Source organism: Clostridium sulfidigenes (assembly GCF_000732635.1).
Classification (GTDB): domain Bacteria; phylum Bacillota; class Clostridia; order Clostridiales; family Clostridiaceae; genus Clostridium_J; species Clostridium_J sulfidigenes.
Map to the genome: position 1 here is coordinate 51,206 of NZ_JPMD01000004.1, position 20,973 is coordinate 72,178.

At 29.5% G+C, this 20,973-nt stretch carries 19 protein-coding genes; 16 read left to right on the top strand and 3 right to left on the bottom strand.

Annotated elements, in window-relative coordinates; genetic code table 11:
* The 9 genes from IO99_RS03230 to IO99_RS03270 all read left to right on the top strand — a co-directional run bounded on the left by IO99_RS03230 (position 1) and on the right by IO99_RS03270 (position 11,070).
* On the top strand, positions 1-351 hold the full coding sequence (locus IO99_RS03230) for a DsrE family protein (protein ID WP_035130202.1): 351 nt from the start codon (positions 1-3) through the stop codon (positions 349-351).
* A 50-nt stretch (positions 352-401) separates the two neighbouring features.
* Positions 402-824 (top strand): GNAT family N-acetyltransferase, encoded by a 423-nt coding sequence (locus tag IO99_RS03235; protein ID WP_035130204.1) that lies wholly within the window; start codon positions 402-404, stop codon positions 822-824.
* Between the two features lie 85 nt (positions 825-909).
* Positions 910-1,497, top strand: a complete 588-nt coding sequence (locus tag IO99_RS03240; RefSeq protein ID WP_035130207.1) for a TetR/AcrR family transcriptional regulator — start codon at positions 910-912, stop codon at positions 1,495-1,497.
* A 228-nt stretch (positions 1,498-1,725) separates the two neighbouring features.
* Entirely contained in the window at positions 1,726-3,663 is a 1,938-nt protein-coding gene (gene baiCD / locus IO99_RS03245; RefSeq protein ID WP_035130210.1) for a bile acid Fe-S flavoenzyme BaiCD, read from the top strand.
* 351 nt (positions 3,664-4,014) lie between these two features.
* Positions 4,015-5,049 carry a M42 family metallopeptidase gene (locus IO99_RS03250; protein WP_035130212.1) on the top strand — a complete coding sequence of 345 codons (1,035 nt, stop codon included), beginning with the start codon at positions 4,015-4,017 and terminating at the stop codon, positions 5,047-5,049.
* Positions 5,050-5,246: 197 nt separating this feature from the next.
* Entirely contained in the window at positions 5,247-6,623 is a 1,377-nt protein-coding gene (locus tag IO99_RS03255) for a TraB/GumN family protein (protein WP_035130214.1), read from the top strand.
* A 282-nt stretch (positions 6,624-6,905) separates the two neighbouring features.
* On the top strand, positions 6,906-7,958 hold the full coding sequence (gene hydE, locus IO99_RS03260; protein ID WP_035130218.1) for a [FeFe] hydrogenase H-cluster radical SAM maturase HydE: 1,053 nt from the start codon (positions 6,906-6,908) through the stop codon (positions 7,956-7,958).
* An 18-nt stretch (positions 7,959-7,976) separates the two neighbouring features.
* Positions 7,977-9,167 carry a [FeFe] hydrogenase H-cluster maturation GTPase HydF gene (gene hydF / locus IO99_RS03265; protein WP_035130221.1) on the top strand — a complete coding sequence of 397 codons (1,191 nt, stop codon included), beginning with the start codon at positions 7,977-7,979 and terminating at the stop codon, positions 9,165-9,167.
* A gap of 241 nt (positions 9,168-9,408) precedes the next feature.
* A complete protein-coding gene (locus tag IO99_RS03270) occupies positions 9,409-11,070 on the top strand; it encodes a SulP family inorganic anion transporter (RefSeq protein ID WP_035130224.1) in 1,662 nt (553 codons plus the stop codon).
* 53 nt (positions 11,071-11,123) lie between these two features.
* Here IO99_RS03270 and pdxR read toward each other — a convergent pair whose 3' ends face one another.
* Positions 11,124-12,674 (bottom strand): MocR-like pyridoxine biosynthesis transcription factor PdxR, encoded by a 1,551-nt coding sequence (pdxR, locus tag IO99_RS03275; protein ID WP_035130226.1) that lies wholly within the window; start codon positions 12,672-12,674, stop codon positions 11,124-11,126.
* A 224-nt stretch (positions 12,675-12,898) separates the two neighbouring features.
* A complete protein-coding gene (gene pdaA / locus IO99_RS03280; protein WP_035130229.1) occupies positions 12,899-13,915 on the bottom strand; it encodes a delta-lactam-biosynthetic de-N-acetylase in 1,017 nt (338 codons plus the stop codon).
* Between the two features lie 360 nt (positions 13,916-14,275).
* Between pdaA and nagA the strand changes: the two genes are divergently transcribed.
* The 7 genes from nagA (at position 14,276) to IO99_RS03315 (ending at position 20,245) form a co-directional block, all read left to right on the top strand.
* Positions 14,276-15,385, top strand: coding sequence for an N-acetylglucosamine-6-phosphate deacetylase (nagA, locus tag IO99_RS03285; RefSeq protein ID WP_051823892.1), 1,110 nt, complete (start codon positions 14,276-14,278; stop codon positions 15,383-15,385).
* Between the two features lie 34 nt (positions 15,386-15,419).
* Entirely contained in the window at positions 15,420-15,731 is a 312-nt protein-coding gene (locus tag IO99_RS03290; RefSeq protein ID WP_035130235.1) for a hypothetical protein, read from the top strand.
* A gap of 125 nt (positions 15,732-15,856) precedes the next feature.
* Positions 15,857-16,597 (top strand): tRNA pseudouridine(38-40) synthase TruA, encoded by a 741-nt coding sequence (gene truA, locus IO99_RS03295; RefSeq protein ID WP_198028550.1) that lies wholly within the window; start codon positions 15,857-15,859, stop codon positions 16,595-16,597.
* A 90-nt stretch (positions 16,598-16,687) separates the two neighbouring features.
* The gene (locus tag IO99_RS03300) at positions 16,688-17,962 is read left to right on the top strand and encodes an MFS transporter (RefSeq protein WP_035130238.1); all 1,275 of its coding nucleotides are present in this window, start codon (positions 16,688-16,690) and stop codon (positions 17,960-17,962) included.
* Positions 17,963-18,103: 141 nt separating this feature from the next.
* A complete protein-coding gene (locus IO99_RS03305) occupies positions 18,104-19,114 on the top strand; it encodes a substrate-binding domain-containing protein (RefSeq protein ID WP_035130241.1) in 1,011 nt (336 codons plus the stop codon).
* A 26-nt stretch (positions 19,115-19,140) separates the two neighbouring features.
* Positions 19,141-19,896 (top strand): exodeoxyribonuclease III, encoded by a 756-nt coding sequence (locus IO99_RS03310; protein ID WP_035130243.1) that lies wholly within the window; start codon positions 19,141-19,143, stop codon positions 19,894-19,896.
* A 76-nt stretch (positions 19,897-19,972) separates the two neighbouring features.
* Positions 19,973-20,245, top strand: a complete 273-nt coding sequence (locus IO99_RS03315) for a hypothetical protein (protein ID WP_242844074.1) — start codon at positions 19,973-19,975, stop codon at positions 20,243-20,245.
* Positions 20,246-20,327: 82 nt separating this feature from the next.
* Here IO99_RS03315 and IO99_RS03320 read toward each other — a convergent pair whose 3' ends face one another.
* A complete protein-coding gene (locus tag IO99_RS03320) occupies positions 20,328-20,699 on the bottom strand; it encodes a hypothetical protein (protein ID WP_035130245.1) in 372 nt (123 codons plus the stop codon).
* Between the last annotated feature and the right edge of the window lie 274 nt (positions 20,700-20,973).

Here is a 20,973-nt window from a genome sequence, read left to right on the forward strand (position 1 = left end):
ATGAAAGTATTATTTCATATTGATGAGTTAAATAAATGGGATATGACTGTAACAAATGTAAAAAATATGATTAATTTTAGCAGAGAAAGTGAAGAAAAGGTTGAAATAGAAGTAGTAGCTAATGGGGAAGCCGTATTTAGATTTAAGAAAAATGAGGATGCTAATTCTAGCTATTCTGTAGAATTTGAAAGTTTATTTACTGATGATGTAAAAATTGTAGCTTGTAATAATGCTCTATCTAAGTTTTATATATCGAAGGATGAAATATTTGAATTTATAGAAGTGGTTCCTGCTGGAGTAGTTGAAATTGTAAAGAAGCAAGAAGATGGCTTTACTTATATAAAACCTTAGCAGGTAGCTATCAAACATAAGATAAAATTAGCTGAGATTAGGAGAAGATGATGAATATAAGAGTAGATAAAAGTTGTGATAATGTAGATTGGAGCTTAATACCAGAGATATTAAAGCTAGGTGGTATGGGGTATTTTGATACAGAGACTCACAAGAAGGCCTTTGAAAATAGTTATACCACTGTATTTGTATATGATAATGATAAGCTCATTGGCTTCGGAAGAGCATTATCAGATGGAATGTATCAAGGAGCAATTTACGATGTTGCTATACTTTCACAGTATCAAGGAAAAGGCATAGGAAAGTTAATTGTAAATACTATATTAGAATCAATTCAAGGATGTAATGTTATATTATACGCTGCAAAGGGTAAGGAAGGTTTCTATAGTAGCCTTAATTTTCGAAGAATGAAAACTGGAATGGCTTTATTTAATAATGCTGAAAAAATGAAAGAAAAGGGATTTACTGAATAGGGATTCTAAAAACTTTGTATACAGAAGGAAGAAGGTTTGATATAATTTCTAATTGAATAAATAACTAGTGACTAGGGGTGAAGAGATGAGGGAACTAAAAAACATAGAAGAGAAAATTCTTGATAGAGCACTATATCTTTTTGGAAAGAATGGGTCTACAAATGTTTCTATTAGAACTATTGCAAAGGAAGCAGAAGTAAATGTTAGTGCTATAAACTATTACTTTGGAAGTAAGGAAAATATGCTGAGTAATGTTCAGGAGTTTTATATAGATAATACAATATTAGCTTATTCAGAGTTAGATAATGAAGAATTAAGTGATGAAGAAAAGGTTATTTTGTGTGCCAATGAAATAATGGAGTATGCCTTAAGGTATCCAGGAGTTCTTGTAATGCAAAGGGAGGCCGCTGAATTAGAAGAAAAGGATGAAATGGCTACTAAAATTATTAATACTACTAAAGAAATGCACAATAAATTAAATAACATATTATCTAGAGTAATTGGTAGTGAAGGTAAGATTTTTGAATACGATAGAATGATATTCTTATCATCAATACTACACCCAACTAACGGCTCAAAGATTGAAGAATTTAATGAAGAATTTATGGAAAATAAACAAGTTAGAATAGAATATATTAAATATATTCTAAATAGGTTAAAGAATAATAAATAAATAAATACTAGCTATAAAAATAGGATATCTCTTAATTAAGAGATATCCTATTTTTATTACACGACAATTTAAAACAAAATGTTTGAAACGTATTGATTTAAATATTATGATAATATATAATTAGTTTAATGATAAAAGATAGTTATTGATTGCTATCTTTATTATAAAAGTTACACACTAACATTCTATGTGAAAAAATTATCATTAAAATATTGAGGGGGTTTATTTATGAAATTTAATAATCTTTTTAATCCTATAAAAATAAGAGAAATGGAGATTAGAAATAGGGTTGAATTTCCAGCTATGGGTACAAAAATGTCAACAGAAGATGGATATGTAACAGAAAAGCTAATTGATTATCACGTAGCTAGAGCTTTAGGCGGAAATGGTTTAAACTTTACTGAAGTATGTTCAGTATATGATAAAGCAAATCCTAAAGACTTTTTAGGAATCTGTGATGACAAATATATTCCAGGTTTAAAGAAATTAGCTGATTCTATTCATGAAGCAGGTGCAAAAGCTGGTGTTCAATTATGGCTTGGTGGTATGGCAGTAGGTAGCGATCCTACAGCTAAGATGATAGTACCAAGTGATGTACCAATAAAAGGAACGGATTATGTTATACCAGGTGCTAGCTTAGAAACTATAAAAGAATGTGTTAAAGCTTTTGGAGATGCAGCTAAAAGAGCTGTTGAAGCTGGATTTGATACTGTGGAATTCCATGCTGGACATAACTATACACCTCACTCATTTTTAAGTGGTGCTTTTAATAAAAGAACTGATGAATATGGCGGTTCCCTTGAAAATCGTTCAAGATTTTTAATAGAATGTATAGAAGCTATACGTAATAATATTCCAGAAGATATGCCTTTATTTATGCGTATAGATGCTCACGATGATTGTGTAGAAAATGGATTAACTATAGAAGATGTTATTGAATTTTGTAAGTTAGCAAAAACTGCTGGAGTTGATGTATTAGATATATCAAGAGGAAACTTCACCACTAATGCAGTAAAATATGAAGTTCCACCAGTTGACTTACCAAGAGGATTTAACGTAGACAATGCTGCAAGAATTAAAAAAGAAACAGGTATGATTACTGTTGCAGTAGGAAGAATTAATGACCCTGAACAAGCAGATGAAATTATTAGAAGTGGTAAGGCTGATATGGTTGTAATCGGAAGAGCACAACTTGCAGATCCAGAATTCTGTAATAAAGCTTATAGAGGAGATGTAGATAGCATAGTTCGTTGTGTTGGATGTAATCAAGGTTGTTATGATGGATTTGTTTCTACTGAAATGCCACACATAACATGCTTAAGAAATCCTGCATTAGGAAAAGAAAAAGAATATGCCCTTGTAAAAACTGATAATCCTAAAAAGGTATTGGTTATAGGTGGAGGAGTGGCTGGATTAGAAGCGGCTCTTACATTAAAGAAGAGAGGACATAATCCAATCTTATGTGAAGCAAGTGATTCTCTTGGAGGCCAATTCGCTCTTGCAGGAGCAGCTCCTAGAAAAGAAGAGATGAAGGAAGCAGCTATTGCTATGGGAGAAATGGCTAAGAGAGAGGGAGTTGAAATAAGACTTTCAACTCCAGTTACAGCGGATGTTATAAATGAAATATCACCAGATGAAGTTATAATAGCTATTGGTTCAGCTCCAATAAAACTAAATATTCCAGGTGCAGATTTACCAATGGTGAGAAGCTCTCATGATGTATTAGCTGGAAAAGTAAGTGCAAGTGGAGATGTGGTAGTTATAGGTGGAGGTCTAGTTGGACTAGAGGTTGCAGAATATATTGCAGAAAAGGCTAGTAAGATAACTGTAGTAGAAATGTTAGATCAAGTAGCAAAGGATCTTGGAGACCTACGTAAAATTTGTGTTATGGAAAGTATAGCTGAAGACGGAATAAGAACTATAACAAGTGCAAAATGTGTAGAGATAAAAGAAAATTCAATAGTTATAGACAAAGAAGGAACTTTAGAAGAAATACCATGTGATTCAGTAGTAGTTGCTATAGGAGCAAGATCTAGAGACTTTTCAGAGATAGAAAACCTATGCAATGAAAAAGAAATTCCATGCCATGTTATAGGGGATGCTATAAGAGCACGTAGAGCATTAAATTGTATCTTAGAAGCTGTAGATGTAGCAAGAAGCATTTAATAAATAACTTGTAAAAGTAAAATAGGATATATAGTTCAGTAATGCTATATATCCTATTTTTTATATAAACTTTTATAATAGTACATTATACTTAGTAACTAAATAAATTGATTATTATAAACATATAATGGAAAGTTAGATATGAAAGGTTTGTATAAACATAGATAAATAATTAAAAATATTATAATAACCCCTTTAATAATTTCTAGATGAATATTATAATATTTAGAGAAGCTAAATTATATGACTATTATAACTATTTAGATATTTTAAAAACTAATGATTATTTTTATATCTAAAACTAAAAAAATAATGGGAATATAAAATTAATATTATATAGGAGGGTGAAAAATGATAACAGTAAATAAAGAAAATGTTTTAAATACAGCAAGAGAACTATTACTTACAGATAGTCCAAGTGGATTTTGCTATGATGTTATGGATAAGATAGAAACTTGGGCAGAGAAATTAGGCTATAATTTCGAGAAAACTGTTAAAGGTTGTGGAATTATAACTGTTCCAGGAAAAAGTAATGATAAAGTAGTAGGGTTATCAGCCCACGTAGATACATTAGGTGCTATGGTAAGATCTATTTCTAGTGAAGGTACTTTAAAGTTTACTTTAATTGGAGGACCAATAGTTCCTACTTTAGATGCTGAATATTGTAAGGTTAGAACTAGAGAAGGAAAAATATATAATGGAACATTCCTAAGTACAAGTCCAGCAGCTCACGTATTTGAAGATGCAAAATCTAAAGCTCGTGATCCAAAGAATATGGAAGTAAGACTTGATGAAGTTGTAAAATCTAAAGAAGATGTAGAAAAACTAGGCATATGCCCTGGAGATTTTATATTTATAGATCCTAAAACTACTATAACAGAAAGTGGATTTTTGAAATCTAGATTTATAGATGATAAAGGTAGCGTTGCATGTTTAATGAATCTTCTTCATATATTAAGTAGCGAAAAGATAGTTCCTACCTATACTACTAAAGTATTTATATCTGTTTATGAAGAAGTTGGACATGGTTCAGCCTATATACCATCAGATATAACAGAAATGATAGCTGTAGATATGGGATGTATTGGAGAAGATTTATCTTGTACAGAATATGATGTTTCTATCTGTGCTAAGGATTCTAATGGGCCATATGATTTTAATATGACTACAGACCTAGTAAATCTTGCTAAAAGCAACGAAATAAAATATGCTGTAGACATTTATCCAATGTATGGTTCAGATGTTGGAGCAGCACTTAGTGGTGGAAATAATATTAAAGGAGCACTAATAGGACCTGGAGTTCATGCTTCTCATGGAATGGAAAGAACTCACTACACAGCTTTAGAAGGAACAATAAAATTATTATATGCTTACTTAACAAGATAGTTATTAAGACTCAATTTATCATTAGATATGGTAGGTTGAGTCTTGTTTTTAAAAGAAATTTTCCCCATGATTAAAGATATTGAAAAATATATAACAACATATAAGTAAAGCATAATTAGGTTTACATATAATTCAATATTAAGTATAATTTAGATATATTATGGATATGAATTTTACGATAAAAAGGGGGAGACATATTGAATTATAAAATAAAAAAAGAAATTATTATTACCCTTGCCTTTGTGATAGGATTTATCCTTTTAATAGGAGGAATGTACATATCATTGCCAGCTAATGAGAAAAGCTATATAGGCAAAAATTCTTCTAATATAGATTTCACTAATTATGAGGATTATTCTGCATTAGAAATTTTTGATGATAGTGTAAAGGATAAAAAGATAGTTTTGACTAATGAAGAAATTGGAATAAAGGAGAATGCGCAAATTCAATATAAATTTATATCTTACTTAATGGATACATGGAAGTTAAAATATTTTTTAGTTGATATAGGGTATGCAGAAGCTGCAATTATAAATGAATACTTGCAGACTGGAGATGAAGCCTTACTAGAATCATATAATAATAGTTCTATGGGATATGCATTTATTGGAGATTCAAAGCAGGAAATGCTAAAAAAATTATACCTAAAAAATAGTCAGCTTCCCGATAATAAAAAATTAAATATAATGGGAATAGGAATAAATGAGTCCTTTCAATCTGTTGAATTATATTTTAAAAGGATAATTAGTAGAAATCCAGATTTAACAGATAAGCAAATAGAAAATATAAATAATATTTTGGAAAACTTAAAAAGTGAAGAGATTATAACAAATATAAGTAATGATGAGGAATTAGAAAAAAGAAATAAAATAATTTTAAAGCATATAGATAATTTTTATAGTGATATTAATGCCAATGAGGAAGAATATAAAGAAGCTTTAAATAATGATTTAAATAACATAAAAATTGTTTTAGATAATATAAAAAATTTGCAAGAAATTATGAAAACATATCATCAAGATGATTCAAATAATACAAATGGAAATGAAAAGTATTCTCAATATTTATATGATAATTTGAATAGTTTCTATAAAGATATGAATATGAAAAGATGTTATATCCATGTATACCAGATATATAGCTATCAACATAAAATTTTAGATGTAGATTTTTTAGGAGCAAAAATTGCAAAGGATAAGAAATTTAAGGAGAAGGTTTTAGGGATTAATGTTATATACCAAAAAGGTAAATTTAATTTTGATAATACACAAATACAAATAAATACAGCAAGAGAAGATTTAAATACGCTCCTCGAAGAAATAAAGTTAGATAAAGAGGATATGGTAATAGATTTAAACAACTCAAGAAGTCCATATAAAAGAAAATTTACTCCTATATATTTTCCATTTCCAGATGATATCTTATATTCACAAGAAGATGTAGCTGGGGAAGAAGTTGGAGGAATTATAGGGAAAAAACCAGGGGTAACTACTGATTATTTTCAAGGAGTAATTATTATAAAGAATCCTTCTATAGACGAAACTTATTATAATAGATTATATAATAATCAATAAATAATTGGTTTATTCAAGTCACTGCAATAAATGGCTTGAATTTATTATAATAAAGTATTATTCTAAAGATGGAATACTAAATTTAAATTTTCATAAAAATAAATGTAAAGGTTTAAAAATCTAACGGAAAAGATAAAACAATCTAATCTGAAAGAAAACTATAAAACCAGAACCATAGTTATTGTTATATATTATGGGTCTAGCTTTCTTTCTATATTAAGATGGCTAGACTTTTATTTTAGGTTAAGTATATTATAAAATTATATTGTAAAGGGGAAAATTATGATAAGAGATTTAATAGATAAGTTAGCTTTAACTAATGATTTATCTTCAGAGGAGTTATTGTACATATTAGATAATTTGGATGAAGAAAGTAAAAAATATTTAATAGAAAAAGCTCATGAAACTAGGATGAAAGTATATGGAGATAAAGTATATATAAGAGGTCTCATTGAATTCACTAATTACTGTAGCATGAATTGTGTTTATTGTGGAATTAGAGCAGAAAATAAAAATGCTGATAGATATAGACTTACTCTAGAAGAGATATTAGAATGTGCAGACCTAGGAGATGAACTAGGATATAAAACTTTTGTATTACAAGGTGGAGAAGATCCATATTATACAGATGAAAGATTAGTACAGGTTATTAAAGCTATAAAACAAAGATATCCTGAAAATGCTATAACAATTTCTTTAGGAGAGAGAAGTTATGAATCCTATAAGAAACTTTATGATGCAGGTGCAGATAGATACTTATTAAGACACGAAACTGCTACAAAAGAACTTTATGATAGATTTCATCCAGGTGCTACCTTTGAGAATAGAAGACAATGCCTATACAACCTAAAGGAAATAGGATATCAAATAGGGGCAGGATTTATGGTGGGGTTACCTGGACAAGAAAATAAGGATTTAGTTAATGACTTAAGATTTATAAAAGAACTATCTCCTCATATGTGTGGATTGGGTCCTTTTATACCCCATAAGGACACAGTATTAAAGAATTGTAAATCAGGAACTTTAGAAAAAACTATTACTATGCTAGCTTTAGTAAGACTTTTAGTACCAAATATTTTATTACCTGCTACTACAGCACTAGGTAGTATTAATCCTTTGGGAAGGGAGATGGGAATTAAAGCTGGAGCAAATGTTGTTATGCCTAACCTATCACCAAGAAGTGTGAGAGAGAAATATTCTCTTTATGATGGAAAGATATGCACTGGAGATGAAGCAGCAGAATGTAGATATTGTATTGAAAATAGAATAAAAAGTGCAGGATTCCAGTTAGATATTACTAGAGGAGATAATTTAGACTGGATACGTAAGCAATAGATTAGAAGGAGAGAGAGAATGAATACTACACCTAATTCTAATAGAACTCATATAGCTATATATGGTAAAACTAATGTAGGGAAATCATCATTATTAAATAAAATTCTTAAACAAGAAATTTCTATAGTTTCAGATGTAAGGGGAACTACTACAGACCCAGTTTCAAAGGCAATGGAGTTAATGCCAATTGGTCCAGTTCTATTTATTGATACAGCAGGACTTTGGGATGATACAAAGCTTGGAGCTGTAAGGAGTGAGAAAACTCTTGAAATAGTTAAGAGGACAGATTTAGCTCTATATGTTATGGATTCTGATGATATAGACATAAAAGCTTACGAAGAAGTAAAGTTAAATTTTAAAAAGTATAATGTGCCACATATCCTTGTCATTAATAAGATAGATGTTATAAATAATAATAAAATAAAAGAATTAAAAAATGAGTTTTCTGAAGGTGTATTTGTATCTTCCATAACTGGTGAAGGGATTGAAACTCTAAAGGGAAAAATTATAGCTATGGTACAAGAGAATCAAGAGGAACTTCCCATAATAGGTGATTTATTGCCTTATAATAGTAAGGTTGTTCTTGTGGTACCTATAGATTCAGAAGCACCGAAAGGAAGGTTAATATTACCTCAGGTTCAATGCATAAGAGATTGTTTAGATTATGGAATAAAAAGTTATGTAGTAAGAGATACAGAATTAGAATCTGCTCTGGTAGATATTAAGGATATAGACTTAGTAATAACAGATTCCCAAGCTTTTAAGAAGGTAGATAAAATAGTTCCATCTAATATTAAATTAACTAGTTTCTCTATGCTCTTTGCAAGACATAAAGGAGACCTATCTGTATTTGTAGAGGGGGCTAATAAAATCAAAGAACTTAATGAAAATTCACGAATACTTATATCAGAAAGCTGCTCTCATAATGTGTCTCATGAAGATATAGGAAAAGTTAAGATTCCAAAGCTTTTAAATAAACATGTAGGATTTGATCTTAATTATGAATATAGAGTTGGTCATGATTTCCCAGAGGATATTGAAAAATATGATTTGATAATTCATTGTGGAGCATGTATGATAAACAGAAAAACTGTTATTAACAGAATAAATCAGTGCAAAGATAAGAAGGTTTCTATAACTAACTATGGAGTTATACTTGCGTATTTAACAGGTATTTTAGATAGAACCTTATCAATTTATAAAATGTAAATTATTCCATATAGAATATAAATTTGACAATTCAAATAGCAAGGTATAAAATATCTATGGGTGTAAAGCTTATTTTGCACCCATAAATAATAGCATAAGCATTAAGCTTCAGAGGACGATAATCTTCCACTGAGGCTATGTTCGTTGCCACGATACCCTACTTTAGTACTTATTAGTAGAAATAAGTATTAAAATAGAATATTGTTGAGTGACTAAAGCTAAAGTAAAGGATGGATAAAAGATGTCACCAAAGATTTTTACTCTTATTAACGAGAAAAAAATTACTAAAGAGCAAGTAATGAAGGATGTTATGGCTGGAATTATAGTAGCTATAATAGCATTACCACTTTCCATTGCACTAGGTATATCTTCTGGAGTATCTCCGGAAAAAGGCCTTATCACTGCTATAGTTGCTGGATTTATAATTTCTTTTTTAGGTGGAAGTAGAGTGCAAATAGGAGGACCCACCGGAGCTTTTGTAGTTATAGTTTATACTATAGTACAAATGTATGGTATTAATGGTCTTATAATAGCAACCCTTATGGCTGGAATTATGCTTGTTATAATGGGAGTATTAAAATTAGGAGATCTTATAAAGTATGTGCCACATACTATAACTGTAGGTTTTACTAGTGGGATAGCCATAACTTTATTATCTACACAAGTTAAAGATTTTTTAGGACTTAATATTAAAAATGTACCAGCAGAGTTTATACCTAAGTGGCAAAGCTACTTTTCTAATATGGGTACTTTAAATATTACTGCACTTTTAGTTGGAGTTGTATGTATACTGATAATGGTGTTTTGGCCAAAGGTAAATAAAACTATTCCGGGTTCCGTTATAGCACTTATTGTATCTACTCTAGCAGTTCAGTTATTTAATTTACCAGTAGAAACAATAGGTAGTAGATATGCACAAATATCATCTAGTATACCAGTGCCTTCAATTCCCATGTTTGAAATAGAAACAATAAAAGTTTTATTTAAGCCAGCTATGACTATTGCCATATTAGCAGCTATAGAATCCCTATTATCAGCAGTTGTAGCAGATGGAATGATAGATGATAGTCATGATTCCAATATGGAGCTCATTGCTCAAGGTATTGGAAATATAGGTTCAGCTTTATTTGGAGGAATTCCAGCTACAGGAGCCATTGCAAGAACAGCAGCTAATGTTAAAAATGGTGGTAGAAGTCCAATTTCAGGAATGGTACATGCTATAACCTTATTATTAATAATGCTATTATTTATGCCTTTAGCTAAAATGATACCTATGACAACTTTGGCAGCAGTATTAATTGTAGTTTCTTATAATATGGGTGAGTGGTCAACCTTTAAATCCCTTCTTAAAGCACCAAAAAGTGATATTATAATTTTACTTTTAACTTTTATATTTACTATAGTATTTGATTTAGTAGTAGCTATAGAGATAGGAATGATTCTAGCTATGTTCTTATGGATAAGAAGATTAGCTGAAACTACAGATATTAAAAAAGTTCAAGGAATAAAAAGCAAAAGAAATAAAGATGGAGAAGTAATACAGATTGATAATAATAAAATTTTAATATATGAAGTAAACGGACCTTTCTTCTTTGGAGTAGTTCAAGATTTTATTAAGATGATAAGTAAAATTGAGACTGCAGCAGAAGTATTATTATTAGACATGAGGCATACTCAAGCATTAGATGCCAGTGCAATTTCAGCGCTAGAAAGGTTACACAATCATTGTAATAAGCACAATATAAAACTGATAATATCCAATCTACAACTACAACCTAAAAAAGCACTTACTAAAATGGAGTTTGTAAAATCCTTAGGTGAAGAAGCGGTGTTTAATACGAGAGAAGAAGGATTAAAGGCTGCACATGAGTATATAAATATAGAAGAAAAGCTTTTGGGATAAAATTAAAGGTTCTGTATAAATAGTTTACTATTTGCATACAGAACCTATTTTTATTATATAAGAGGACTTATATAAGAGGTTCTTTTACCTTTATTTATAAGCATTGATAGGCAGTCAGCGATTATACTCATGCCAACTTGAATTTCTTCTAAATTAGTGGCAGCATAACTAAGTCTTAAAGTGTTATCTATATTTTTATCTTTATTTACATAGAATACATTGCAAGGAACAATTAATACATCTTTTTTTGAACATTGAACATATAGCTCACTAGCAGAAACACCCTTAGGAAGTGTTACCCAAAAGTTAAGACCACCTTTAGGATCTATAAAATCTATGCCATATATTTTAAGCTTTTTTAGTTCTGATTTCATGGCATCATATTTTATTTTATACATCTCTATCATATATTTTAGATGTTTTTCCCAGTAACCATTTTTAAAATAAAGTTGCAGTGCTCTTTGAATTAACCCAGAAGAGGAAATATCAGTAGTATGTTTTGCTGCTAAAAGTTCATCTTTTATGGCATCAGGAGAAATTATAAATCCTATTCTAAGTCCAGGCATTAAAAGCTTTGAGAAGCTTTTGATATAGATAACCCTATTTTTACTATCCATAGATTTAAGGGTTTTGCTCTTAAAAGAACTATCATAGGACAGTCCAGATAAAGAATCATCCTCCACCAAATATAAATCGTATTTATCGGCTAAAGCTAATAGCTGATTAAGTTTTTCTTCAGAATAAGAGGTTGTAGTAGGATTTTGAAATTGAGTCATTACATATATTAATTTAGGTTTATATATTTTAATATTTGCTTCTAACAACTTTAAGTTTATGCCATCAGCTTCCATGGGTACACCGATGATATTAGCTCCTCTAGATTTAAATACTGCAACAGCTCCTGTATAAGTAGGATTTTCTGTAATAACATAATCACCAGGACTTAGTAGAGCTTTACCAATTATATCAATACCCTGTTGAGCACCAGAAACTATTTGAATGCTATCTGGAGTAGCATTTATTCCATACTCTTGAAGAAAATAATCACATAAAGAAGACCTAAGAGGTTCATAACCATTGCTTTCTTGGTATCCAAATGCGTAACCTTTATCTCTATCTAGGACTTCATTTAAAGCAGATTTAAAGGCTTCAAAAGGAAAGATACCTGGATCAGGAGTAGCACTAGCAAAGTTAATAGTAGTTGAAGACATAGCAATTTGACCATTAGACATAAGCTTAAAGTCTTCCTGGTAGTTAGGAGAAGCTACATAGGTATTATGTGAATCTAGATTTTCAGAATTTATACATCTACTATTGGATGGGGAGGATGAAATATCATAACTCATATAGATATTATCTTGCTCTGCTACATAATATCCACTTCCCTTTATAGCGTTAACGTATCCGTTTATCTCAAGTTGTTTATAGGCATTAACTATAGTTACATTATTAACTTCTAATTCATTAGCTAATTTACGAATAGGGGGAAGCTTATCAGCAATTTTTAAAGTGTTAGATTTTATTAATGCTTCAATTTTATTAGCTACTTGAAGGTACATAGGGATTGTTGAAGATTTATCTAATTCTATTGAAATAGAGTTCATTATTAATACTCCTTTCATAATTCTAAATATAATTATTGTATCGTTACAATAATTATATATTTAAGTAATGACATTGTAAAGAAAAGATTGAAGATAATTATAAGAAAAGAGCATTAATACTGCTTATAAATGTATTAATACTCCTTTTCTTGCTTATTATATTTTAGGAAGAATGCATTTTAAGAATATTTTAAGAGCATCTTTAAAGTAATGTATTTTATAATCTACTGGAATAGTTGAAATTCATAGCCTTGTGATTTGGCTTCTTTTAGTACAGAATCAAGGATTTCTGTGTTGGTCTTAGAAACTGCATGAACAAGAAGAATTGCGCCATTGTGTAAGCCGTTCATTATAGTATCTTTTGCTTTAACTGGATCAGGTTGTTTGTTTATATCCCAATCATGATATGCAAAACTCCAGAATAATGTTTTATAACCTAAATTTTTTGTCATAGCTAAAGACTTCTCGGAATATTCACCCATTGGTGGTCTGAAATAAAGTGGCATATTTTCACCAGTAATTTCTTTAAACTTTGATTCTACATCTGAAAATTCATTGTTAAATTTCTCCTCTGATCTAGTAACATCTGGCATAGAAGGATGATGATTTGTGTGATTACCAACAATATGTCCTTCTTCTACCATTCTTTTTATAATATCTGGATTATCTTTTACATAAGGTGAAGTTACAAAGAATATAGCCTTAACATCATTTGCTTTTAGTATATCTAAAATTTTAGGGGTATATCCATTTTCATAACCTTCATCAAAGGTTAAATAAAGTACCTTTTTACTAGTATCTCCTACGTAATGAGCATCATATTTATTTAAATCAAAATTTAATTTTAAATTTACTTCTGGTGTTACATGTTGTTTATTTGGTTTAAACCACCATGCTATTTTTTCATTGCTAAGATTAGTAGTATCTATTTTTGAAGCCATTGGAGCAGGATCTTCATTAGATGGGCTATTAGAGCTATCATTGGATATATTTTCATCTCCCTCTGATGGCTTAACTGCTAAATCATCTTTTGAGGATGAAGGATTTCTCTGATTATTTTGAGAAGCTCCCTTAATTATTTCATCATCAATTTCTTTCACAGCATTAAATACACTTTTATTTTCATCCTTGTCTGTAGTTGAGTTTGAGGTAGACCCTGTGTTAGAAGTACATCCAACAAACATAAAAGAACTTATAATTACAAGGACTAAACTTAAATTACGTATAAATTTTTTACTCATTTTAATCCTCCTTTTTAAAATATCATTAGTGACTTTAGTAATTAATATACGAATAGCATGTGTTTATAGTTAATAAAAAATACAAAAAGTTTTTCTACTATAGTAATAAAAATATGTTTAACCTTTAGTAAGATTATCTTATAATGAAATGTAGAATATCGTACTATTTCCATAGTTCACTATTTAAATAGGTAAATAGTTAAATAGCCAAATAGCTATATAGGAAACTATTTAACTATTTGTTCTATTCATGCGGGTTTCAAGGTTTTTTCATTTAAATAGTAAGATTGGAAATATATTTAATATGAATATTAATAATTGCTTTGTTAGTGAAAAATAAAGATTTAAGGGGCAATGGTAATGATAAAGGTATTAACAGATACAACAATATATATTAAAGATGGAAAAATTGCAGACCATGGAGAGTCTTTAGTTATAGAAAAAGGATGTTACGCAGTACCTGGCTTTATAGATGAACATACCCATGGTGGATACGGAATAGATGTCATGGACACTGATTATGAAGGTTTAAGAAATCTAACTAATAAATTGCCAGGAGAAGGAGTTACAGCTTTTCTTCCAACCACCATGACTGCAAGTTTGAAAAAAATAAGAGAAGCTATTGATAATACTTTAAAGGTTAAAAACCATAATGATAATAATGAATCAGATGGAGCAGAAATAATTGGACTTCATTTGGAAGGTCCCTTTATAAATAAAAAGTATAAGGGAGCTCAGGCTGAGAATTATATTTTAACCCCAGATAGTGAGATAATGAAGGAGCTTATAAAACATTCTCACAATAACATTAAAAAGGTTACTTATGCTCCTGAATTAGACAATAAGTTCGAATTCATAAAATGTCTTACAAATAATAACATTATTCCATCAGTAGGGCATAGTGATGGAACTTTTTCTCAAATAGAAATAGCAGTAGAAAAGGGTCTTTCCAGTGTTACACATTTTCACAATGGACAAAGCCCTCATCATCACAGAGAACCTGGAGTAGTTACTGCTGGTTTTACTTTTGATGAATTAGGTGTAGAAATAATATGTGATGGAATACATCTACACAAAGACACTATAAAAGCTGTTTATAAAATAAAGGGAAGGGAAAAAATAATATTAATAACAGATTCTATGGAAGCTAAAGGGTTAAAAGATGGTGAGTACAAACTTGGTGGACAAAAGGTTATTAAAATTGGAAATGAAGCTAGACTTGAAGATACAACCTTAGCTGGAAGTTGTTTAACTATGATAGATGCTGTAAAGAATATAATAAAATTCACTGGATGTACCTTAGAAGACGCTGTCACTATGGCAAGTACAAATCCAGCTAGAAATTTAAATATACTTCATAGGAAGGGTAGTTTAGATAAAGGCAAGGACTGTGATATAGTAATATTAGATAATAAGTATAATATTGTAAAGACTCTATGTAAAGGAAAAGTTGTGTTTGAAAATAGATAAAAATTTTAAGGATTAAGAAGGGAGAAATTATATTATGGCAAAGAAAAATAGTAAAAATAATGACTTTTTAAATACTCATAGAAATAGCTCATCCCCTAAGATATATTCTCTTTTATTGGATTTAGTAAATGATGATAGAGAAGACTTAGCCAAAATTGTATTAAAAGTAGATTATTTGCTTCAATATACCAGTAATGCTATAAAACAAAGGGATTATGCAGAAGCAAAAGAGGCTATAGAAAAGGCTAGAGAAAGAATTGATAGTTTAAAGGCTGAAAATGTGGATGTAGAGTATTTAGAATACCTCTACCAAGGGATAATTAAAAATTGCAAGACAGTTAAATAATATAACTACATAATTTTATAGCTTTATTTTAGTAAAGAGTATATACTTAATTGGAATGAGCTAAGAGTTAGAACTCTGTTTATTCTATAGAGAATTTAACTAGCAGAGATAATAAAGGAGATTTTATGAGAAATTTAAAAATGGTAATAGAATATGATGGAACTAGATATAAAGGCTGGCAAAAGCAAAAGGATAATGTTGCTACTATACAAGATAAAATTGAAAATGTATTAAGTAAGATGACTAATGAAGATATTCAAGTTATAGGTTGTGGGAGAACAGACACAGGAGTACATGCTAAAAACTATATAGCTAATTTTCATACTAAATCTACCCTTACCAATGAAGATATTTTGAACTATCTTTATGAATTTTTACCAGAGGATATAGTTGTAAAGTCAGTAACTGATGTTCACGAAAGATTTCACTCTAGATATAATGCAAAGGCAAAAACCTATGAGTATACTATAAACAATGGAAAATATAGAAATGTATTTAATAGAAAATTTACATACCACATTGAAGAAGAAATAAATTTAAATGCTATGATGGCAGCTGCAGATGTTTTGGTTGGTACCCATGATTTTAAGAGTTTTACAAGCTTAAAATCAGATAATAAATCCACTGTTAGAACTATAAATTATATTGATATAACAAAGGATGATGAGATTATTAAAATAGAAGTCAATGGAGATGGATTCCTTTTAAATATGGTTAGAATAATAGTTGGAACTCTTTTAGAAGTTGGGAAAAATCAGTTAAAGCCAAGTGATGTTGCTAAAATTTTAGAGGCAAAAGAGAGAGCACAAGCTGGACCAATGGCTCAGGCTAAAGGATTATGCTTAAAAGAAGTTGAATATAATTAATTTTAAGAGAGCAATAATGCTCTCTTTTTGTATAAGTATTGAAATTTTGTTTACCCTAAATAGAGAATGATTATTTAAGGTGGACATAAAATGGGTAAATTAAAGACGTTACAAATAATAAAGACATTTCCTAGAAATATACATATAATGGTGGCAAGTGAAGCTCTATGTGCTCTGGCCATGGGAATGTTTTTCTTCTTGCAAATCTTATATTATGATTCTATAGGCTTATCAGCTGAAGCTATAGGAACAATATTTTCTATAGGCTCCCTATTTACTTTGACAGGCTTTTTTGTAGGACCATTTATTAAAATACTTGGAAGAAAGAGAATTTTATGTATAGGATTATTAATTTGTGCCATAGGAGTTGGGTTTCATATGGGGTTTAGAGCAATGATAATTCTTATGTTTGGTCAAATTCTTATAAATATAGGTACGTGTCTTATAAATGTTACAGAGTTACAATTGTTGTATTCATATACTATAGGCAAAAAGGAATGTTGTGCCTATAGCTATAAGTATTCTGTAAATTTAATAGCCGGAGCTGTAGGAGCACTAATAGCTGGAAATATAACAGGCATAGAATATTTTGCGAGAATAGGGTATAAAAAGTTGTTTATACTAGCAGCCATAATTCTAATAGTGACTTCAACTATTAGATGCTTATTGCTACCTAAGGATATAACTAATGTAGCAGAAAATGAAGAAGTAAAGAAAAGTATGAGAGAAACAATAGAATGCTTAAAGTCTGATAAGCAAATTAGACTTTTTTCTATGCTTCTATTTATTAATGCCATAGGATTTAGTGGTGTAGCACCTTATAATAATTTAATATTAAAGAATTATTTTGGTTTAGGAAATAATATAATATCTTATATAACTTTTTCATTAACTATTTTAAGTATGTTTGGGCTTATTTTAATGCCAGGGATTATAGAACGGATGGGTGTAAAGAAATTTAACCTGACTGTATTTATAATTGCAATTATAAGTTGTTTTATGTTAGCAGTGGTTTCTAGCAGTGAATTGTTTATACTTTTCTTAGTTATTAGAGGTATATCTGTTGGTCTTATAATTTACTCTTTAGACAGTCTGATGATGAGTAATATAGCCATAGAGCATCGAGATATATTTGCATCATTAAAGATGCTAGCTAATGGATTCTCATTAGCTATAGGGAATTTTCTTGGTGGAACTATTTTGAATAACTTGGGATATAGATATAATTATTTATACGGTTTTATTATACTTATTTGTGCTACTATATTTTTCTATCTTAAGGTTAGAATATATATGACAAGTACTACAATAAATAGATCTTGTTCCTGTAATTTTAAGGCTAGACATATTGAATATAAGAAATAGTAGAAATTGATAAAATAATTAACATAGACCATGTGTTTACTTGATAAATATTGGGGAGCATATGGTCTATTGTAGTTTAATAGAGTATCATATATAATATATTTATAGCTTAATAAATGACATAAAGTAGGAGGAATCTGTATGGGGGTTACAATAAAGGACATTGCGAAGATTGCCCAAGTGTCGGCAACTACGGTTTCTAATGTTATTAATGGAAAGACAGCAAAAACTACAGAGGAGACAAAACAGAGAATACTAAACTTAATTAAGGAGCTTGACTATAAACCGAATGCCATGGCTAGGAGTTTGGTTAATGGAGAAACTAAGCTTATTGGGGTTATTTTGCCGGATATTTCTAGTTTTTATTTTTCACGAATAATTAAGGGGATTGAGGAAACAGCGGAGGAGCATGGATACAGCATATTAGTTTGTAGTACATATAATGATGCAGAAAATGAACATAAGTATATTAACCTAATGAGAGAGCACTGTGTAGATGGTATTATAATTGCTCCTAGTTTAATAAAAGAGAGTTGGCAATTTGAAGATTTATTAAGAATTAAGTATCCTATGGTGGCTATTCATCGTAGCATTAGTAGTAGTGAAGACGTTTGCAATGTATATCTAGATAGTTATAGGGATGGTTATGAAGCAACTAAATATCTTATTGAATTAGGACATAAAAATATAGGATGTATTAATGGAACACCTTGGTTAGCAAATTGTGGAGATGGCATGGAAGGGTATAGACAAGCTATGAAAGATCATAGCTTAGAAATAGATGAGCAGTGGACATACTCTTCTATGCATGATGTAGAAACTGGTATTAAGGGAGCGGAAAAACTTTTAAGTTGTAATAAGAAGGTTACAGCTATAGTAGCTTGTTCTGATGTTATTGCTTATGGAGTTTATAAAGTTGCTAATAAGGTTAAGATATCTATACCATATGATTTATCTGTTATAGGTATTGATGATTTGGTTTTCTCTGAAATTATAACGCCAGCACTTACAACCTTTAAACAACCTATAAAAGAAATGGCTAGAAAAGCCACTGAAGAGTTGATATCTATAATTTTACGACAACCAAGAGAACAATCAGAGTATAGGTATACATCTGAATTAGTTGTAAGAGAAAGTGTAGAAAGAATATAGTTTATTTTTGAAAAGAGGTAGTATATATGAAGTTGATTTCGTGGAATGTTAATGGCATTAGAGCTTGCGTTCAAAAAGGATTTTTAGATTTCTTTAAAGAAGTAGATGCAGATATGTTTTGTATTCAAGAAAGTAAAGTTCAAGGAGGGCAGATAGAACTTGCTTTAGAAGGATATCATCAATACTGGAATTATGCTGAAAAAAAAGGATATTCAGGAACTGCTATATTTACAAAGATAGAACCTATGAATGTATCCTATGGTATTGGAATAGAAGAACATGATAAAGAAGGTAGAGTAATTACTTTAGAGTTTGAAAAGTTTTATCTTGTAACAGTATATACTCCGAACTCTAAGTCGGAGTTAGAGAGACTTGATTATAGAATGGTTTGGGAAGATGAATTTAGAAAACATCTTAAAAAATTAGATGAAAATAAACCAGTGATAGTATGTGGAGATTTAAATGTAGCTCATAAGGAGATAGATCTTAAAAATCCTAAAAATAATAGAAGAAATGCAGGGTTTACTGATGAAGAGAGAAATAAATTCACAAAATTATTAGATTCTGGATTTATAGATACCTTTAGAAATTTTTATCCTGATTTAGAAGGAACATATTCTTGGTGGTCCTATAGATTTAAAGCTAGAGAGAAAAATGCAGGATGGAGAATTGATTATTTCTGTACCTCAGAAAGATTAAAGGAAAATTTAATTTCAGCTAAGATACATACAGAGATATTAGGTTCAGACCATTGTCCAGTAGAACTTGAAATTAATATTTAACATTTAAAGTAATATTATTCCATAAACTTAAATATAATATATAAAATTATACTTAAGTAAATATGGAGGGGTTACTATGATAATAGATGCTAGTTTAAGAGATTTAAAAATTAAGGGAAGAAAATTTAGAAATGAAGGAAGAACTGTGGGAATGATACTTAGAAGTAATGGAGATACTTTGCCAATTAGTATTAAACGTTCAGATATGGATAAATTTCTAAAAAGATATGGAGACCATAGTGATGTAACTTTAAGGGTTGATGGAGAAAATATTAATTCATCCATAATAGAAGTACAAAGAGATCTACTACTTCATTATGCACATAATGTGCAGTTTAAAGAAATTTAAATTATAGTTTGAAAAATCCCCAGTTAAATTGATAATTCTCAATTTAACTGGGGATTTTTCTTGTTTTAGTATCATTTATAGACTAAAGTGGTATTCTTGCAAGAACCATATGTTTATTTTTCATATTATATAACTGTTCCTTAGTGATTTCTTGAATAGTTGTAATCTTAGTTACATTGTGGATCATACCAACTCTAATTTTTGCATCTTCTAAGTCTCTTGCTAATAATGTTCCACAGTATCTAGCATCTTCAGTATCCACATTAAATAAGAATACATTTAATTTTTCTATTGGTACAACATCTTTTTTTAAAAATTCATCATCAAATTCAACTTCACTATCAAGAGAGATTAAACCTTCTCTAACTATAAGTTTATCCCACCCTTTATATTCACAAAGTCTACCCCATAGTCCTAAATTCATAATGCTTCTTACAGTAAGTTTTACCATCATAAAAATTCACTCCCTCTCAATTTTAACTCTCATATATTTTAATTATTATTGTACCATTATTTTGAAGATTATTCAATCAATTTACTGAATATTTAAATTATTTATAGTTTGTATACAATATTTATTGATTATACATTAATAAATATATTAAATTTATCAATAATTATGATTACCAATTTAAAAAGATTTATGTTATTAGATCTTTGTATATTTATTCTAAGGTTTGTAATGAATATTTTATAATAAGATTTTTATATATTATCAATAAACGAGT

Coding starts and splice junctions, on each gene's coding strand:
- IO99_RS03230 (WP_035130202.1), top strand. CDS start 1: ATGAAAGTATTATTTCATATTGATGAGTTAAATAAATGGGATATGACT.
- IO99_RS03235 (WP_035130204.1), top strand. CDS start 402: ATGAATATAAGAGTAGATAAAAGTTGTGATAATGTAGATTGGAGCTTA.
- IO99_RS03240 (WP_035130207.1), top strand. CDS start 910: ATGAGGGAACTAAAAAACATAGAAGAGAAAATTCTTGATAGAGCACTA.
- baiCD (WP_035130210.1), top strand. CDS start 1,726: ATGAAATTTAATAATCTTTTTAATCCTATAAAAATAAGAGAAATGGAG.
- IO99_RS03250 (WP_035130212.1), top strand. CDS start 4,015: ATGATAACAGTAAATAAAGAAAATGTTTTAAATACAGCAAGAGAACTA.
- hydE (WP_035130218.1), top strand. CDS start 6,906: ATGATAAGAGATTTAATAGATAAGTTAGCTTTAACTAATGATTTATCT.
- hydF (WP_035130221.1), top strand. CDS start 7,977: ATGAATACTACACCTAATTCTAATAGAACTCATATAGCTATATATGGT.
- IO99_RS03270 (WP_035130224.1), top strand. CDS start 9,409: ATGTCACCAAAGATTTTTACTCTTATTAACGAGAAAAAAATTACTAAA.
- pdxR (WP_035130226.1), bottom strand. CDS start 12,674: ATGAACTCTATTTCAATAGAATTAGATAAATCTTCAACAATCCCTATG.
- pdaA (WP_035130229.1), bottom strand. CDS start 13,915: ATGAGTAAAAAATTTATACGTAATTTAAGTTTAGTCCTTGTAATTATA.
- nagA (WP_051823892.1), top strand. CDS start 14,276: ATGATAAAGGTATTAACAGATACAACAATATATATTAAAGATGGAAAA.
- IO99_RS03290 (WP_035130235.1), top strand. CDS start 15,420: ATGGCAAAGAAAAATAGTAAAAATAATGACTTTTTAAATACTCATAGA.
- truA (WP_198028550.1), top strand. CDS start 15,857: ATGAGAAATTTAAAAATGGTAATAGAATATGATGGAACTAGATATAAA.
- IO99_RS03300 (WP_035130238.1), top strand. CDS start 16,688: ATGGGTAAATTAAAGACGTTACAAATAATAAAGACATTTCCTAGAAAT.
- IO99_RS03305 (WP_035130241.1), top strand. CDS start 18,104: ATGGGGGTTACAATAAAGGACATTGCGAAGATTGCCCAAGTGTCGGCA.
- IO99_RS03310 (WP_035130243.1), top strand. CDS start 19,141: ATGAAGTTGATTTCGTGGAATGTTAATGGCATTAGAGCTTGCGTTCAA.
- IO99_RS03315 (WP_242844074.1), top strand. CDS start 19,973: ATGATAATAGATGCTAGTTTAAGAGATTTAAAAATTAAGGGAAGAAAA.
- IO99_RS03320 (WP_035130245.1), bottom strand. CDS start 20,699: ATGATGGTAAAACTTACTGTAAGAAGCATTATGAATTTAGGACTATGG.